This is a genomic window from Kribbella sp. NPDC051137 (assembly GCF_040682535.1).
GTDB classification, from domain to species: Bacteria; Actinomycetota; Actinomycetes; order Propionibacteriales; family Kribbellaceae; genus Kribbella; species Kribbella karoonensis.
In genome coordinates this window covers 147,235-164,634 of the sequence record NZ_JBFBBI010000008.1, presented here as the reverse complement: position 1 = coordinate 164,634, position 17,400 = coordinate 147,235, and the positions used below count along the sequence as shown (strand labels likewise).

General features: G+C 69.5%; 13 protein-coding genes. 8 read left to right on the top strand and 5 right to left on the bottom strand.

The features are described 5' to 3' along the window. The first annotated feature begins 14 nt into the window (after positions 1–14). Positions 15–2,135: an MMPL family transporter gene (locus tag AB0M51_RS38825; RefSeq protein WP_344199151.1), complete on the top strand. Its 2,121-nt coding sequence runs from the start codon at positions 15–17 to the stop codon at positions 2,133–2,135. Here the strand turns inward: AB0M51_RS38825 and AB0M51_RS38820 are convergent. Next, complete coding sequence (locus AB0M51_RS38820; protein WP_344199154.1) at positions 2,132–5,140, bottom strand: LuxR C-terminal-related transcriptional regulator; 3,009 nt, start codon at positions 5,138–5,140, stop codon at positions 2,132–2,134. The genes AB0M51_RS38825 and AB0M51_RS38820 overlap by 4 nt on opposite strands. A gap of 95 nt (positions 5,141–5,235) precedes the next feature. On the opposite strand from AB0M51_RS38820, the gene AB0M51_RS38815 reads away from it, so the two are divergent. After that, positions 5,236–6,672 (top strand): Nramp family divalent metal transporter, encoded by a 1,437-nt coding sequence (locus tag AB0M51_RS38815; protein WP_344199157.1) that lies wholly within the window; start codon positions 5,236–5,238, stop codon positions 6,670–6,672. Here the strand turns inward: AB0M51_RS38815 and AB0M51_RS38810 are convergent. The 3 genes from AB0M51_RS38810 to AB0M51_RS38800 form a co-directional block, all read right to left on the bottom strand. Further along, positions 6,659–7,435 carry a hypothetical protein gene (locus AB0M51_RS38810; protein ID WP_344199159.1) on the bottom strand — a complete coding sequence of 259 codons (777 nt, stop codon included), beginning with the start codon at positions 7,433–7,435 and terminating at the stop codon, positions 6,659–6,661. The genes AB0M51_RS38815 and AB0M51_RS38810 overlap by 14 nt on opposite strands. Positions 7,436–7,502: 67 nt before the next feature. Continuing rightward, positions 7,503–8,435 (bottom strand): hypothetical protein, encoded by a 933-nt coding sequence (locus tag AB0M51_RS38805; RefSeq protein ID WP_344199162.1) that lies wholly within the window; start codon positions 8,433–8,435, stop codon positions 7,503–7,505. A gap of 120 nt (positions 8,436–8,555) precedes the next feature. Then, complete coding sequence (locus AB0M51_RS38800) at positions 8,556–9,485, bottom strand: SMP-30/gluconolactonase/LRE family protein (protein WP_344199164.1); 930 nt, start codon at positions 9,483–9,485, stop codon at positions 8,556–8,558. Positions 9,486–9,594: 109 nt separating this feature from the next. On the opposite strand from AB0M51_RS38800, the gene AB0M51_RS38795 reads away from it, so the two are divergent. Further along, entirely contained in the window at positions 9,595–10,560 is a 966-nt protein-coding gene (locus tag AB0M51_RS38795) for a hypothetical protein (protein WP_344199167.1), read from the top strand. 147 nt (positions 10,561–10,707) lie between these two features. Here AB0M51_RS38795 and AB0M51_RS38790 read toward each other — a convergent pair whose 3' ends face one another. Then, positions 10,708–11,610 (bottom strand): SMP-30/gluconolactonase/LRE family protein, encoded by a 903-nt coding sequence (locus tag AB0M51_RS38790; RefSeq protein WP_344199170.1) that lies wholly within the window; start codon positions 11,608–11,610, stop codon positions 10,708–10,710. Between the two features lie 61 nt (positions 11,611–11,671). Here AB0M51_RS38790 and AB0M51_RS38785 point away from each other — a divergent pair, with 61 nt between their 5' ends. From AB0M51_RS38785 to AB0M51_RS38765, 5 genes are all read left to right on the top strand, one after another. Then, complete coding sequence (locus AB0M51_RS38785; protein ID WP_344199173.1) at positions 11,672–12,121, top strand: Lrp/AsnC family transcriptional regulator; 450 nt, start codon at positions 11,672–11,674, stop codon at positions 12,119–12,121. Positions 12,122–12,187: 66 nt separating this feature from the next. Then, the gene (locus AB0M51_RS38780; RefSeq protein ID WP_344199175.1) at positions 12,188–13,954 is read left to right on the top strand and encodes a biotin carboxylase N-terminal domain-containing protein; all 1,767 of its coding nucleotides are present in this window, start codon (positions 12,188–12,190) and stop codon (positions 13,952–13,954) included. A 5-nt stretch (positions 13,955–13,959) separates the two neighbouring features. Beyond that, complete coding sequence (locus AB0M51_RS38775) at positions 13,960–14,322, top strand: VOC family protein (protein WP_344199177.1); 363 nt, start codon at positions 13,960–13,962, stop codon at positions 14,320–14,322. Between the two features lie 745 nt (positions 14,323–15,067). Continuing rightward, the gene (locus tag AB0M51_RS38770; RefSeq protein WP_363753600.1) at positions 15,068–16,912 is read left to right on the top strand and encodes a DUF222 domain-containing protein; all 1,845 of its coding nucleotides are present in this window, start codon (positions 15,068–15,070) and stop codon (positions 16,910–16,912) included. Between the two features lie 252 nt (positions 16,913–17,164). Continuing rightward, positions 17,165–17,400 (top strand): DUF1720 domain-containing protein (locus AB0M51_RS38765; RefSeq protein WP_363753597.1); only part of this gene is annotated, 236 nt, incomplete at its 3' end.

The window sequence follows — 17,400 nt, the reverse complement described above, 5'->3', positions numbered from 1 at the left end:
GTACTGTGCCGGTTGTGAAGCAGCGGTGGATGTGGAGGGCGGGGATCGCCGCCGTACTGATCGTCTGGCTCGTGCTGGGCGCCGTCGGCGGCCCGGCCGTCGGCAAGCTCAGCGAGGTCCAGCAGAACGACAACGCCAACTTCCTCCCGAAGAAGGCCGAGTCCACCCTGGTCGCGAACGAGGCGGCCAGATTCGTCGACTCCAAGGCACTCCCGTACTTCGTCCTGATCGAACGCGACGACCCGATCAGCGCTGCCGACCAGGCGAAGGTCGCCGCCTTCGTGGCCGGCGTCCCGGCGCTCGACCTCGGGGACGGCAAGAAGCTCGCCGACTACCTGGTCGCGCCGGTCGGGACCCCACGACCGTCCGACGACCACAAGGCCCTGCTGCTCACCGTGCAGATCGACAGCGACCGCGCCGACGAGGTCGTCGGCCAGGGCGAGACCGTGCTGTACGCCGTGGCCAAGGCGCTCCGCGCCGACATCGCGGACAACCTCACCCCGGCCGGGCTGCAGGTGTACGTCACCGGTCCCGGCGGGGTGTTCGCGGACTTCGTGGTCGCGTTCAGCGGGATCGACGGCATCCTGCTCGGCGTCGCGCTCGCGGTCGTGTTCGTGATCCTGCTGATCGTGTACCGGAGCCCGATCCTGCCGATCGCGGTCCTGCTGACGGCCGTGTTCGGGCTCGCCCTCGCTGCCTCGGTCGTGTACCCGCTGGCGAAGCACGGCGTGCTGCAGCTGAACGGGCAGAGTCAGGGCATCCTGTTCATCCTGGTCGTCGGCGCGTCGACGGACTACGCGCTGCTGCTGGTCTCCCGTTACAAAGAGGAACTGCACGACTACGAGAGCAAGTTCCAGGCGATGCGGGTGGCGTGGCGGGCGGCGATCGAGCCGATCGCGGCCAGCGCGGCGACCGTCATCCTCGGGCTGCTCTGCCTGCTGCTCTCCCGGCTCGGCAGTACCAAGGGTCTCGGCCCGGTCGGTGCGCTCGGGATCGCCGGCGCGCTGATCGCGGCGATGACGTTCCTGCCCGCGATCCTGCTCGCGTTCGGGCGGCGGATCTTCTGGCCGTCGATCCCGCACGTCGACCACGTGCACACCCGCGACCAGGTCGGCGGGCGCCGGCTCTGGGGCCGGGTGTCCGGGCTGGTCGGGCGGCGGTCGCGGCGGGTCTGGGCGATCAGCGCGCTGGCCCTGCTGGCCTGCGCGGCGTTCCTGCCGACCTTCAAGGCCAGCGGTACGTCGCAGGAGGACCTCTTCCTCAACAAGGTCGAGTCGGTCACCGGCCAGGAGCAGCTCGCCAAGCACTTCGACGCCGGCGCGGGTACGCCGGTCGAGATCCTGACCCCGGTGGCGAAGGCGGATCAGGTCGTACAGGCCGCGCTCAAGGTCGACGGGGTCGGCGCCGCCTCCGCCTCGGTCGCTCCCGGCGTACCGCCGAAGGTGGTCGACGGGAAGGTGCTCGTCCAGGCCACGCTGAAGCTGCCGGCCGACTCGCCGGACGCGACCAAGGTGGTGAAGCACCTGCGGGCGGACCTGGACTCGATCAGCCCGGAGATCCTGGTCGGCGGCAACACCGCGATCAACCTGGACGTGCTGGACGCGGCGCAGCGGGACCTGAAGGTGATCATCCCGACGATCCTCGCGGTGATCTTCGTCGTACTGATGCTGCTGCTCCGCTCGCTGGTCGCGGCGATCCTGCTGGTGATCGCGAACGTGTTGTCGTTCGGCGCCACGGTGGGGGTCAGCGCGCTGATGTTCAACCACGTGTTCAAGTTCCCGGGCGCGGATCCGGGGATCCCGTTGTACGCGTTCGTGTTCCTGGTTGCCCTGGGCATCGACTACTCGATCTTCCTGATGACCCGGGTCCGCGAGGAGTCCCAGGAACAGGGCACCAGACCGGGCATCCTGGTCGGGCTCGCCGTCACCGGCGGCGTGATCACCTCCGCGGGCGTGGTGCTCGCGGCGACGTTCTCGGCGCTGGCGGTGCTCCCGATCCTGTTCCTCGTGCAGATCGCGTTCATGGTCGCGTTCGGCGTACTCCTCGACACCACCGTCGTACGCTCGCTGCTCGTCCCGTCGCTGGCCCACGACATTGGCAAGAAGGTCTGGTGGCCCAGCAAACTGGCGTCCTAGGCCTTCTTGAGGGACGCCAGTTCGGTGCGGTTGGCGACGCCCAGTTTGGTGTAGACGTGGGCGAGGTGGGTCTTGACCGTGCCGCGGCTCATGAACAGGCGTTCGCCGATCTCGGGGTTGCTGAGGCCTTCGACCGCCAGCGCCACGACCTGTTCCTCGGTCGGGGTGAGGCTGGCCCAGCCCGATGACGGGCGGCCACGGGCCCCTCGGGTACGGCGGGCGTAGGCGACGGCTTCGTCCAGGGTGAGCGCCGGTTCTCCGGACAGCGGTAGCTCGGGATGATCTGCCGGTACGCCGAGGCCGATGTCCTCGCGGGCGTTCGCCGCCGCGCGCGCCAAGCGGGCCGCGTCCGCCGGCCGGTTGGTGTGATTCGCCAGCAGGGCAAGGGATTCCAGGCTGTCGATGAGGTACGTCCGCAGACCGTGGTCGACGCGGATCGTCAGCGCCTCGTGCAGGAGCTCGGCAGCCTTGTCGGGTTGCTCGGCGATCGCGTCCCGGCCGAGCTGGTCCAGCACGTCGGAAAGCGGCCGCGGAAGCTTGTGAGCGCGGGCGAGGCCGGCGGCGCGTTCGAGCAGCTCGGTCGCATCCCGCCCGAGCGCACGCTTGGCTGCGGCGACAGTCGGCAGCAGCATCGCAGGCGCGAAGGTGCCGGCCAGCGGACTGTCCGGCGCGGCGTCACGGGCCAGCCATTCGACGGCAGCGTCGTACTCGCCGGTCCAGAGCGAGATCACACTCATCGCCTGACCGAGATTCGGTACGACGGACCCCGCGGTCTCGGCCAGCTCGAGCAGCGGTCGCATCAACGCGCGGGCCTCGTCGGCCTGGCCGGTACGCACCAGTACCGAGGCCAGCTGTGCGCGGGCCGAGCCGACGCGGTGGAAGTCGGCGAGCGGTTCGGCCGCGGCGAGGGCGCGTTCGGCGAGTTCGACGGCCTTGCGCGGTTCGCCGGTGGACATCAGGCTCTCGGACCAGGTGGTGAGGACGGTCGACGCGATCCCGCGCTCGCCGCTGGTGACCAGACCCGCGGCCGCGCGGTCCAGCAACGGACGGAGGTCGTCGTGGCGGTCCCACAGCGCGAGCAGGACGCACTGCAGGCCGACGTTCGCGTTCCGGGCGTGCTCGTTGCCGATCCCGTCGGCCAACCGCACACCCTCGACCGTCAGATCCCAGGCCTTCTGCAGGTCGGTGAAGAACTCCCCGACGGCAACCATCGCGAGGAACAGCGAGCGCAGCCGGTCGTCGCCCAGCTCCGTGGCGAGGTCGAGCCCACGCCCGGCGGCGTCGTACCCGAACGGGTCGACGGTGTCGGCGACGGTCGCGTAACCGTAGAACAAGCGGGCCTGCAGCAACGTTCGGTCGTCCGGGGCGCGCTCGATCGCGCGGCGCAGGTAGCCGATGCCCTCGGTGCCGGTGGCCTGCAGGTTCCACAGCCAGCGGAGCGCCGCGGCGAGCCGCCGGCCGCGGTCCGGGTCATCGGCGGCGAGGCCGTGGTCGAGTGCCGTACGGAAGTTCTCCCGGTCGGGCTCGATCAGCGCGCGCCAGGCGTCCCGATCGCTGTCCAGCAAGGGTTCCGCGGCCTCGGCGACCTGCAGGTAGTGGTCGAGATGCCGATCGCGGACGTCGTCGTCGGTCAGGCGGGCGGCGACGTACTCGCGGATCGTCTCCAGCAGCCGGTACCGCCCATTCTCCGCGACGACGAGCGATTTGTCGACAAGCCGCGCGAGCACAACCGGTACGGCGCCGCTCACGGTCGCCGCGGCTTCGAGCGTGAACCCGCCCGCGAACACGGCCAGCCGCCGGAACGCCCGCCGCTCGTCGTCGTCCAGCAGGTCGTAGCTCCAGTCGATCGACGCCGCCAGCGTCCGCTGCCGCGCCGCGACTCCGCGCACATTCTTCGTCAACAGGCCGAACCGGTCCTCCAGTCCCGCTTCGATCTGCGTCGGCGTCAACGTACGGCCCCAGGCGGCCGCCAGCTCCAAGGCCAGCGGAATCCCGTCCAAGCGTTGGCAGATCGCCCGCACGGCCCGCTCGGCCTCCACTCCGTCCGCCGGCGTGCCGGAGCGCTCGAGAAAGAGGGTTCGAGCTTCGTCGGGCGAGAGGGCGGGGACTCGCCAAACAGCTTCGCCGGGGAGGTCGAGGGGTTCGCGGCTGGTGGCGAGGACGGTGACCTCGGGACAGCCGATCTGCAGCGCGGTGACGAACTCGGCGACCCCGTCGATGATCTGCTCACAGTTGTCGAGGCAGATCAGAACCTGCTTGTGCCGCAGTTGTCCGATCAGGAGGCGATCGCCCGGCTCGACCAGCAGACCCACAGCTGCCGCGACTGCCTCGGGGATCTGTGTGCTGTCGGTGATCGCCGACAGGTCGACCCACCACACGCCGTCCGTCCACCGCTCTGCCAACTGCGCGGCGGTCTGAGCGGCCAGGCGGGTCTTCCCACTGCCACCCGGACCGGTCAGAGTGACGAGCCGGCTCCCGGCGAGCTGCGTACGCAGTGCGGCAACCTGCGTCGTACGCCCGACGAAGCTGGTGAACATCACCGGAAGGTTGTTGGGCACGAGGTCCAGCGAACGCAACGGCTGCGCGGTGGACGTGAGCTCGAAGATCCGCTCCGCCGATCCGAGATCCCGCAACCGGTGCACTCCGAGATCAGTGATGCCCGCGGCATCCGACAGTGCGGCAGTCGTTGCTGTCAGCAACGTTTGGCCGGGGTTCGCGATCGCCAGTAGGTGTTCGGCATGCCGCGTCGCCTGGACCGCGGTCGGCGCGCTGTGCAGCGCGATCCGCAGCAGTTCACCCGCGGGCCCCCGGGACGCCGACGAGCGGAGCGCCTCCGCGGCCGCGATCGCCGTACGCACGTCCTCGTACCCGACCACCGGCCACGCCGCGTCCCGCCGTACCAGCTGCTCCCCCGCCAGCTCGGCGGCCAGCTCCGCCAGCCGGGCGTACGCCGGCGCGCTCGCGGCCCCGGCGTACGACGCGGTCAGTACTGTTACCCCACCCATACGCGCCAGTCTGCCATTGGACACGCACCGGGTCGCCGTTGTCGACTGTATACGTTACCCTCCCGAGCAGGGGGTCGACAGAGTGAGGGAGCCTGATGACGGACACCGCACCCACCGACCACGGACACTTCGCGCTACCGACCAAGAACCTGCCCGCACCGCAGGTCCGCGACCTTCCCGAACCGCCCGCGAGCACCTGGAAGATCATCGGCCCCGGCATGGTCGGCGCCGGCGTCGGGCTGGCGTCCGGCGAGTTCATCCTCTGGCCGTACATCTCCAGCCAGGTCGGCCTGGTGTTCCTCTGGGGCGCCGTCGTCGGGGTTGTCGTGCAGTGGTTCCTGAACATGGAGATCGAGCGGTACACGCTGGCAACTGGTGAGACCGCGTTGACCGGCTTCAACCGGTACGGGAAGCACTGGGGCCTGTTCTTCGCGATCATGACGTACTTCGCGAACCTCTGGCCCGGCTGGGCGACCAGCTCCGCAAGCATGCTCACGTACCTGTTCGGCGGCGGCGATCCGCGCTGGATCGCGATCGTGATGCTGCTGGTGATCGGCGCGATCCTGACCTTCGCGCCGGTCGTCTACGTGATGCTCGAGCGGCTGATCGCGGTCAAGATCGCGGCCGTCGCACTGCTCGTCGTCCTCGCGCTGGTGTTCGCGATCCGCGGGAAGACCTACAGCGCGCTCGGGCACGCGGTCACCCAGCCGCAGTTCCCGGCCGAGCAGCTCGGGTTCGCGCTGGTGATGGGCGCGATCGCGTACGCCGGAGCCGGCGGCGGGCAGAACCTCGTGCAGAGCAACTGGATCCGCGACAAGGGTTTCGGGATGGGCGTGCACGTCCCGCGGCTGACCTCACCGGTGACCGGTGAGTCCGAGGCCGACCCGACCGCCAACGGCTACACGTTCCCGCCCGACGACGCGAACCTCGCGCGCTGGCGGCGCTGGTGGCGGTTCGCGAACATCGAGCAGGCCGCGACCTTCGTCGCGATCACCGTGCTGACGATCGCGTTCACCTCGATGCTCGCGCACGCCACGCTGTACGGCAACGACGGTGTGCAGAACAGCATCAGCTTCCTGAAGATCGAGGGGACGACGCTGCAGACGATCGTCGGCGGCTGGTTCGGGTACCTGTTCTGGGCGGTCGGCGCGTTCTCGCTGTTCGCCGCGGCGGCCGGGATCGTCGACTACACGTCCCGGCTCACCTCGGACATGATCAAGGCCAGGTACCTGCGGACGTCGAAGGTCACCGAGTCCAAGCTCTACTTCTGGCTGGTCTGGGGACTCGTTGCCTTCGGCATCATCGTGCTGCTGGCCGGCCTCACCCAGCCGCTGGTCCTGCTGGTCATCTCGGCCTGCACCGCGGGCACCATGATGTTCATCTACTCCGGCCTGCTCTGGTGGATGAACTCGAGAGCCCTCCCCGAGGCCATCCGCATCACGACCTCGCGGACCGCGGTCCTGCTCTTCTCGTTCCTGGCCTTCGGATTCCTCGCGGTCTTCACCGCCATCGACCAGCTCAAGAAGCTCTGAGGAACGCGACAACAGCCTCCTCGGCGGCGGTCCGGCGTACCATCGGCACGCCCTCACGGACCGTGCGGTAGACGTCGACCGCCGCCCGCAACGCCCGCCGGCAGTCGTCGGCGTCGGCGGTCGCGATCGTGGCCCGCAACTGTGGCAGGAGTTCGGGCGCGAGCGTCTCGAGTCGTCGTACGCCGGCCGGTCGCGCCGTACGTCCCAGAGTGGCGAGCGGAGCGATCGCGGCCGACCGCAGCGCGCCGAGGACCTCGATCGCCTCGAACAACTCACCGCGGGCGATCTTCACCGCCGCGTAGTGCACCCACACCCAGAAGCGGTCCTCGATCCACTGCGGATCCGGCGGCGGCCACGAGGCCTCCGAGTCCGCACGCACCTTGTCGACGGTGTCGTCACGCTGCCACAGCACCACGCCGTCCTCGACCCGCGTCCGCAGTCCGTCCGGTGTCACGAACTTGAGGTCCACGTGGACCGGCGGTGGGCCGTACAACGCGATCAGCAGCCGCGGCTCTCCTACGTGCTCCCCGGTGAAGCTGGAGAGCAGCGGGCCGACCCGCGCCGCGAACTCCTTCGCCTCGGCCAGGCAGGCCGGCTGCCCTTCCGCCGTACACACGAGCACCAGATCGAGGTCGGAGTACTCGTCACTGGTGCCGGAGGCAACCGATCCGCCGGCCACCACCGCCAGCACCCGCGGATCCTTCGCCGCCTCGGCCACCACGTCGTCCGCCACTTGCCGGAGATGCTCCGGAATCATGCTCACCAGTCCTCCCTGGATCAGGTCAGCAGACCAGAGTCTCACAGCCCGCCTGTCGCGGCGACCCTTTTCCTCACGGCCTGACCAGGACGCTGCCCGGGCGCGCGGCGTGGAACGGTACCGTCGAGCGGCAGTCGGCGATCGCCGTCCGGCCGTCCGACCAGCTCCACAGCCAGCCGACCCGGTCGGTCGAGCCGTCCTCGAGCGAGAACGAGACCGGCTTGCCGAGCTTCGCCGGGTCGTCGGAGCCGGTCACGACCCCGGTCGCCATCGCCACCGGACCGCCGAGCGCGAGACAGTCGATCGTTCCTTCGACATACGCCGCGCCGCGCGGGGCCCGGAAACGGAAGTCACCGGTGACGTCCTTCGGCCCGCCGCCGGGCGGGATCGCGGCCGTGAGGTCGAGCCGAACCGTGCGATCGTCAACCGCGGCCCGCACGGCCTTCCCGGTGCCCGACGGGCCCACTGGTGGAGCCACCCGGCGGGTGTGGTTCACCGCGAAGCCGCCATCGGTCAGCGCGAGGTCCGGCGCGGTCCCCTGCAAGAGGTCCACCGGTGCGCCGAAGAAGCCCCACATCCACCCGATCCGGTCCGAGCGGCCGCCGTCGTACACCGTGAGGCTGACCGGCTTCCCGACCAGCTCCAGCGGGACGCCGGGATGGTCCGCGGCCTCGATCACACCGGTCACCACGGCGACGTCGCCGACCGCGGTCAAGCTGGTGAGCCGGCCCCGGAAGTCGGCCAGCAACCGGCCGTCCGGTTTCCGGTGCACGACATGAAAGGTCCCCGACGGACGAAGCGGATCGGTCGCCGTTCCGTCGATCTCGAACCGCACCGGGTCACCGGCGTACGGTCCCCATTCCGGCCCGAGGGTGCCGCCTCCGCCGCCGGTCACGCTCATCACGTGCCGCTTGTGGTTGCTGTCAGCAACTGATGGCGCGGCGGCGCCCGCCGACACCAGAACCGCAGCGGCCAGACTCCACGCCAGCAAGCGCCGGATCCGCATTCGCACTCCTCGATCGGGGCCCGCCTGCCGCGGACCGACCAGGACCGAGGTTTCCAGGCGCCGCCCGGTCGGCACCTCCCGCCTGCGGGCGATCCGGGTCCCCCGCCAGAGGGAATTCGCTCAGCCCCGCGGGCCGTACGCCTCCGGGGCGCCGTTGGCGGTGGTGAAGAGGGAGTAGACGGAGGTGGTCGCGGTGAGGAACAGGCGGTTGCGTTTCGGCCCGCCCCAGGTCAGGTTGCTGACGGTTTCGGGGACCAGGAGTTTGCCGAGCAGGGTGCCGTCGGAGTGGTAGATGTGGACGCCGTCGGCGGCGCTCGCCCAGATCCGGCCGGCCGTGTCGAGGCGGATGCCGTCGAAGATGCCGTTGCCGCACTCGGCGAACAGTTCGCCGCCGGAGAGCCGGTCGCCGTCGACGCTGAAGACCCGGATCGTCGCCTCCTCGGAGTCGGTGATGTAGAGCAGCGACTCGTCGAGCGAGAAGGCCAGGCCGTTCGGGCGGTTGAAGTCGTCGGCGACGCGGGTCAGGACGCCGTCCGGCGCGACCCGGTACACGTGGCAGCCGCCGGTCTCGATCTCGCCCTTGTAGCCCTCGTAGTCGGAGTCGATGCCGTACGCCGGATCCGTGAACCAGACGGATCCGTCGCGCTTGACGACGACGTCGTTCGGGCTGTTCAGGCGCTTGCCGTCGTACTCGTGGGCGAGCACGGTGATGCCGCCGTGGTGCTCGGTGCGGGTCACCCGCCGGTTACCGTGTTCGCAGCTCACCAGACGGCCCTGGGTGTCCCGGGTGTGGCCGTTGGTGTTGCCGGCCGGGTGCCGGAAGACGGAGACCTGGTACGACGTCTCGTCCCAGCGCAGGATGCGGTCGTTCGGGATGTCGCTCCAGAGCAGGTAGCGGCCGGCCGCGGAGTACACCGGACCCTCGACCCAGCGGCCGCCGGTCCACAGCCGTTCGAGCAGGCTGTCGCCGCGGATGCCCGCGAACCGGTCGTCCAGCTTCTCCCAGACCGCCGGAGCGGTGCCTGCCAACGGCTCGAGAATTCCGGTCATCACGTCTCCTCCTGGTTGGGCCTCTGGGACGGAAGGATATGCGTGGCGCCGCTTAGGGGGGCTCCAGGTCCGGCGCCGCTCAAGTGACCGTCACGTGGAGACAATCCTCTTGAAGCTTGACACCGTCCATGAAGAGAAGGCGATCGAGAATCTGACCGGCAGGCTCATCGCCGGCGACCCGGTCCGCGACTACGTACCGATCCTGATCGAACGAATGGTCAAGGAAGAGCTCACCCCCAAGCCCGAGGCCGAGCCGGAGACCGACGGCGCCTCGAAATGGACCGGACCACCCTCCGGTACGGCGGTCGCCGCCGATGCTCCGCGGCGCCGGATCCCGGTCGCGCTGCCGGCCGCCGTCGCCGGGGTTCTCGTCCTGGCGACCGTCGCCACCGTGCTCGCCGTACGCGACGGGAACGACGCCCGGGCGACCTCCGGACTGATCACCGTCAGCGGGGTGATCGGGTCCGAGAAGCGCGCGTACTTCGAGGATCCCGACGTCAAGGCCGCGCTCGCCGAGCACGGGTTCGAGGTGAAGGTCGACGCCGCGAAGTACCCGGTGTTCTCGTCGCCGATGGCGATCGCGACGTTCCAGCCGATCGTCGACCTGCTCTCGGCCGGCGGGATCGCCCGCAAGGTCGACGGCACCTGGTACTTCGACGTCCGCAAGTACGTCGACCTCGCGAAGGCGAACTGGCGCTGGACGAACATCCGCGGCAACATGACGTACCCGGTGAACAAGCGGATCCTGATCACCACCACCGACCCGCGGACCTCGAACTCGGCGGCGATGTTCCTCTCGATCGTCACGTATGTTGCCAACCACAACAGTGTGGCGCAGAGCGCGGCGGACGAGAAGAAGGTGCTGCCGCTGGTCACGCCGCTGTTCGTGAACCAGGGCTACACCGACAACTCCAGCGAGGGCCCGTTCGACGACTACCTGTCGCTCGGCATGGGCAAGTCTCCGATGGTCAACATCTACGAGGCGCAGTTCGTCGAGGCCGCGGTGGAGCACAAGCTCAAGCCGGGCATGGTGCTGATGTACCCGTGCAGTCCAAGCACACGCTGGTCTCGCTGAACGCGAACGGAGACAAGCTCGGCGAACTGCTCTCGACCGACCCCGAACTGCAGCAGCTCGCGGCCCGGTCGCGAAGGACGTGATCGACGTCGCGGACACCCCGACGTACGACACGCTCGAACGACTCCTGGGCGCGGTCTCGAAGTCCTACCGCTGAACGTTCGTCAGCCAGGACCAGAGCGTCGTGGTCGCGGTGACGAACAGGCGGTTCCGTTTCGGGCCGCCGAACGTCAGGTTCGACACGACCTCCGGTAGCAGCAGCTTGCCGATCAGGGTGCCGTCCGGGTCGAAACAGTGCACGCCTTCGTGCGTCGCCGCCCAGACCCGGCCGGCACCGTCCAGCCGGATCCCGTCGAACATGCCGGCCGTGCAAGGAGCGAACACCTCGCCGCCGGTCAGCTTGTCCCCGGTGACGTCGAAGCGACGGATGTGTTTGCCAGGTGTGTCGACGACGTACAAGTGGGCCTCGTCGTTGGAGAACGCGAGTCCGTTCGGCCGGAGGAAGTCGTCCGCGACGACGGTCAGCGTGCCGTCCGGGTCGATCCGGTAGACGTGACAGCCCGGGATCTCCTGCTCGGCGGCGTGCCCCTCGTAGTTCGAGGTGATGCCGTACGGCGGGTCCGTGAACCAGATCGACCCGTCGCTGCGCTCGACCACGTCGTTCGGGCTGTTGAGCCGGCGGCCTTCGAGGTGCGCGGCGAGGACGGTCAGACTGCCGTCGTACTCCGTCCGCACGACGCGGCGGTCGCCCTGGGAGCAGCTGATCAGCCGGCCGGCGCGGTCGATCGTGTTGCCGTTGACGTAGCCGGACGGCTGCCGGAACACGCTGACCTGCCCGGACAGCTCGTCCCAGCGGAGCATCCGGTCGTTCGGGATGTCGCTGAAGACCACACAGCGCCAGGCGGCGGAGTAGGCCGGTCCTTCGAGCCAGCGGCCGCCGTCGTACAGGCATTCGAGGTACTCGTCGCCCGCGACGGTCCGGAACCGGTCGTCGAGCACCACGAGCTCGGCCCGGAGCCGCGGCGGAGCCGGGTTGATCGTCATCGTCATACTCTGAATGTAGTCTTGCCAATGACCAACTGAACAGAACGAGATTCGGTATGTGATGCAAATGACCCTAGATGATCTGGATCGCGGCCTGCTGGCCGCACTGCAGGAAGACGCCGGCCAGTCGTACGCCGCGCTCGGCGAGGCGGTCGGACTGTCGGCCGGGTCCGCGCACGAGCGGGTGCGGAAACTGAAGGCCGCCGGGGTGATCCGCCGCACGACGGTCGACGTCGACCCGGCGGCAGTCGGGCTCGGCGTCCTGGCGTTCGTGCTGCTGGAGTCCGGCGCCTGGATGGGTGACGAGCCGACCCTGACGGCGCTCCGGAAGATCCCCTCCGTCGAGGAGGCGCACGTGATCGCGGGGCCGGCGTCCGTGCTGGTGAAGGTGCGGACGGCAACCACCGAGGACCTGCAGGCGACCCTGCGGGCGCTCCATCAGGTGGACGGTGTGACCAGCACTCAGACAGTCGTGGTGCTGGAGACATTCTTCGAGCGGCAACCCGCCGTGGTGTGAGCAACACCCTGTCCTCCTGGACGGCCGGTTGACCCTAGACTCGGGCCCAGCCGAAGGGAGTCAGCTGTGTCCGACAGCAAGCAGATCACCAAGGTGCTGGTCGCCAACCGGGGCGAGATCGCCGTCCGGGTCGTCCGGGCCGCCGCCGACGCGGGGCTGGGCAGCGTCGCGCTGTACGCCGACCAGGACCGGGACGCGCTGTTCGTCCGGCTCGCCGACGAGGCGTACGCACTGGACGGGTCGACGCCGGCCGACTCCTACCTGAACATCGCCAAGATCCTGGACGTCGCGGCCCGCTCCGGCGCGGACGCCGTCCACCCGGGCTACGGTTTCCTGGCCGAGAATGCCGACTTCGCACAGGCCGTGATCGACGCCGGGCTGATCTGGATCGGCCCACCGCCGTCCGCGATCGACTCGCTCGGCGACAAGGTCAAGGCCCGGCACATCGCCGAGCGGGTCGGCGCCCCGCAGGTCCCCGGTACGCCGGACCCGGTCGCGGACGCGTCCGAGGTGGTCGCGTTCGCCGAGGAGTACGGGCTGCCGATCGCGATCAAGGCGGCGTACGGCGGTGGCGGCCGCGGGATGAAGGTCGCGCGGACCATGGAGGAGATCCCCGAACTGTTCGAGTCCGCGACCCGCGAGGCGGTCAGCGCGTTCGGGCGCGGCGAGTGCTTCGTGGAGCGGTACCTGGACAAGCCGCGGCACGTCGAGACGCAGTGCCTGGCCGATGCCCACGGCAACGTTGTGGTGGTGTCGACGCGGGACTGCTCGCTGCAGCGGCGCTACCAGAAGCTGGTCGAGGAGGCGCCGGCGCCGTTCCTGTCGGATGAGCAGCTGGAGATCCTTTACACGTCGTCAAAGAAGATCCTGCGCGAGGCAGGGTACGTCGGCGCCGGGACGTGCGAGTTCCTGGTCGGGCAGGACGGGCTGATCTCGTTCCTCGAGGTGAACACCCGGCTGCAGGTCGAGCACCCGGTGTCCGAGGAGGTCACCGGCCTGGATCTGGTCCGGGAAATGTTCCGGATCGCTCAGGGCGAGCCGTTGGGATACGACGATCCGGCGGTGTCCGGGCATTCGATCGAGTTCCGGATCAACGCCGAGGACGGCGGCCGCGGGTTCCTGCCGGCGCCGGGCACGTTGCTGCGCTGGCACGCGCCGTCGGGTCCCGGCGTACGGCTGGACGGCGGGTACGACCAGGGCGAGACCGTGCCGGGTGCCTTCGACTCGCTGGTCGCGAAGCTGATCGTCACCGGGCGGGACCGGACACAGGCGCTGGAGCGGTCCCGGCGGGCGCTGCGCGAGTTCGTCGTCGAGGGGATGCCGACGGTGATCCCGTTCCACGCAGCGGTGGTGTCCGACCCGGCCTTCGTCGGGACGGACGGATTCAAGGTGCACACCCGGTGGATCGAGACCGAGTACGACAACCAGCTCACGCCGTACGACGGCCCGACGGCCGAGGCGCCGGAGGACGCGGAGCGGTCGCGGGTCACCGTCGAGGTCGGCGGCAAACGGCTCGAGGTCGTGCTGCCGGGCGGTCTGGGTGACGTCGCGCCCGCGGCCGGGGCCAAGAAGAAGCCGGCCCGGCGCGCGGGCGGCACCAAGAGCTCCGCGGCATCGGGTGACTCGCTGACGTCGCCGATGCAGGGCACGATCGTGAAGATCGCCGTCGAGGAAGGCGCGACGGTCACCGAGGGCGACCTGATCGTGGTCCTCGAGGCGATGAAGATGGAACAGCCGCTGAACGCCCACAAGTCCGGTACCGTCACCGGCCTGACCGCCGAGGTCGGCGCCACCGTAGCGGCCGGCGCCGCCATCTGCGAGATCAAGGACTGATCCGGGTGGAGCCCGTCCCGGTCATCGACGCGGTGGCCTTCGACTGCGAGGACCCGGACGGGCTCGGCCAGTTCTGGCAGGCCCTGCTCGGCGGCGACCTGCGCCCCGACCACGACGGCGTGACCGAGCTGCACGGCGGCCGCATCCGCCTCGACTTCGCCCAGGTCCCCGAGGGCAAGCAGTCCCGCAAGAACCGCCTGCACCTGGACCTGTACGTACCCCCGGAAGCCAAGGACGAAGCCATCGCCAAGGCCCTACGCCTGGGCGCCACCCGCGCCGACGACATCTACGACGGCAACCTCTGGCAGGTAATGCGCGACCCAGAAGGCAACGAGTTCTGCATCGTCTGGGGCGGCGACCGCTCTTGACCCGCGCCACTCCCGTCCTGCACCGGCGCGTCCGCCGCCAGGTCCGCAGGCCGTAGGGCTGCACACGTCAACAGCTCTCCCAGTCCACTCCTCAGCGTCGCGGCCGAGCCGATCGCCGACGCCAGTTGTCGGGCCTCACGTCACCGAGAGCGACGGTGCGGACCGTGGCCAACTGAGGCTGATCACGAACAATGCCCGGGCCAGTGCCCAGCGGCTGAGGTTCGTCCCCGACCGGACGCCGTACCGCCGGCGCCCTGACCCCGACCGCCGACGATGCCGAGCACCACTGCGCCCGACGACGACCAGCCTGTGGCCGAGCCTGGTGACAGCGCGAGCGCAGTAGGGCTCGGGCTGACCTGCAGTCCGGACTGCGCGGTCCGTGGATCCAAGTTCTTCACCAGCGACGGCTTTGATGAGCGTGCAGGTCCAGCCACGAGGCTGCCACCCCAACCGTTGGCCGGTCCATCGATAGCGCCCTCAGCAGCCCGAGCATGGCGACCCCAGCAGGCCGGAGCCCCAGCCGTCAACGACGGCGGACAGGCGGGCGCCCCGTCACGCGACAGAATCGGGGAGGCCACGATCAACAGCATCGGGCCGGCCGCCGACTGCCGAGGCAAGGTTGAACCCGCCCCTCGTGGCGCCCATCCTCGCCGGCCTCACCCTCCTCCGGCCATCTCTCCCTCGATCCGAGACCGCATCGCCTCGCAGATTTTGCTGAATCGAACATATGTTCTAATATAGCTCTATGAAAGCAGCGGTCATCACCCCATGCGACGCCCCGCTGGGCGATCCGCTGCCGGTAGATCTATGGCCGCCTGAACAGCCACCGGATGACTCCTACGATCTGGACTCGCTGTACGACGTCGACGGTTCGTGTCCGTCGCGGTACCTGTCCGAGGAAGACCTGTACGACGACCTCCCGCCGATGTCCCGGGTCGACCAACTGGACTGGGAAGAATGGGCCGGTGTCGACCAGGACGATGCCGAACGGACGATGCTCCGCCTCCAAGCCCCGCCCTGGGTGTTCCTGCCCCCGGGCGCCGAACTGGCCGCGGCACTGGAAGAGCTCCGTCCGCAGTGCGAGTCACCGGTCGCGTTGATCGAGGCCATGAAAGCCGCCGCCCGGATGGAGGCCTGGGCCGCGTCGATCAAGACCGCCGCCCAAGCCTCCTTCGCCCGGCAACGCAAAGCCCAAGCCGCCGACATCCCCCGCCCCACCCAGATCGACACCTCAGGCCGCCCGATCGACCCCGAACGCTCCTGGGCCGCCGAAATCGCCGCCGCCCTGCACCTGTCCCACAACACCGCCGCCAAGCACATCGACACCGCCCTCCACCTCACCAGCACCCTGACCGACACCCACACCGCCCTACGCTGCGGCGCCCTCACCTTCTCCAAAGCACTCGCCATCTCCGAAGCCACCCGCGCCCTACCACCCACCGCAGCCCAAGCCGTAGAAACCCACGTCCTCAAACGCGCCCCCGGCCAAACCCACCGAAACCTCAACAACTCCCTACGCCGCCAAGTCGCCAAACACACCACCCACGAAGACACCGACCGCCACCGCGACGCCGTCCGCGACCGCACCTGCAAAATCGTCCCCCTCGCCGACGGCATGGCCGGCCTATGGGTCGTCCACACCGCCGACAAGATCCAGCAAATGTGGACCGTCATCCAAGCCATGTCCGACCTCGCCAAACGCCCCACCCCACCCGGTCCGTCCACCGCGCCCAGTACGTCCAACGCCCCTGGCACGTCGACAGCGCCCGGTACATCCACCGCCCCCGGCACGTCCACCTCGCCCCGTACATCCACCGCCCCCGGAGACTCCACCCCGGCCAGCACGTCCACCACCCGCGACTGCTCCACCGCGCTCGGTGCCTCTAGCGCGCCGGGTGCCTCGAGCGCGGCTGGGCCGGATGGATTCGAGGGACGGACCGGGCCGGTGAAGGATGAGCGGATGGCGCCGCAGCGGCGCGCCGACGTGGTGGCCGATCTGTTCGAGCACATGCTGCACAACGGGCTCGACTGGCTGGGCCGTCGACTCCCCGACCAGCACCGGCGACGACCTCACATCGAGGTCCTGATCCCGATCACCACGCTGCTCGGCGTGGACGATGACCCGTGCGAACTCGCAGGGTACGGCCCCGTCCCGGCCGAGATGGCCCGCCGAATCGCTGCCGGCGGCACCTGGCGCCGGCTCCTCACCGATCCGGCGAACGGCACAGTTCTCGAAGCCTCGACGACCCGCCACGACCCGGGCGCACTGGTCACCGAAACCTTGCTGGCCAGGCACCCCGTCTGCGCCTGGCCGGGCTGCAACCGCGCATCACGCGAATGCGACCGCGACCACATCACCCCGTTCGCCCGCTCCGGGGAGACGGCTCTGGCGGGACTCGCACCGTTCTGCGAATACCACCACGTCATCAAAGACACCCCCGCGTGGGGCTGGTCCACCGTCAACCACCCCGACGGGTCGGTCACCCTGACTGCACCGACCGGCCACCGCTACACCACCGTCCCACCAGCCCGCGGCCCGGTCACCCAACGAGTACCCTCGCCAGACTCACACGACCCACCTCCCTTCTAGAGGTCCGCAGACGCTCAGGCCAGACCATCGATACACGGACTGGGATCCGGCCTGGCCCCGTGGCAATGGTGTACGACGGCCCTGCAGAGCCGACCTACCGCCGATCGTTCGGCGCCGTCTGGGACCAACCCGCCCCGGTAGCGTTAGCGCCATGGGACGAAGGGGCTGCTACGACGACCCCAACGCACCGAAGCCCAACTCGTCCGTTGTCGCCGCGTCTGCCGTCGCCACCGATAAGCAGGGCGGGTTCGCGTGATCCGCCGAGCCCACTCAGGTACTTGGGTCGCCCGCGGGGCGTTGCAGCTTGGCGAGTCCATCGCTGACTGCGTGGTCCGAGAGGTCCGCGAGGTCCGCGAGGAGACCGGGTTCGAGGCCCAGGTGACCGGGTTCGAGGCCCAGGTGACCGGGTTCGAGGCCCAGGTGACCGGGTTCGAGGCCCAGGTGACCGGGTTCGAGGCCCAGGTGACCGGGTTCGAGGCCCAGGTGAC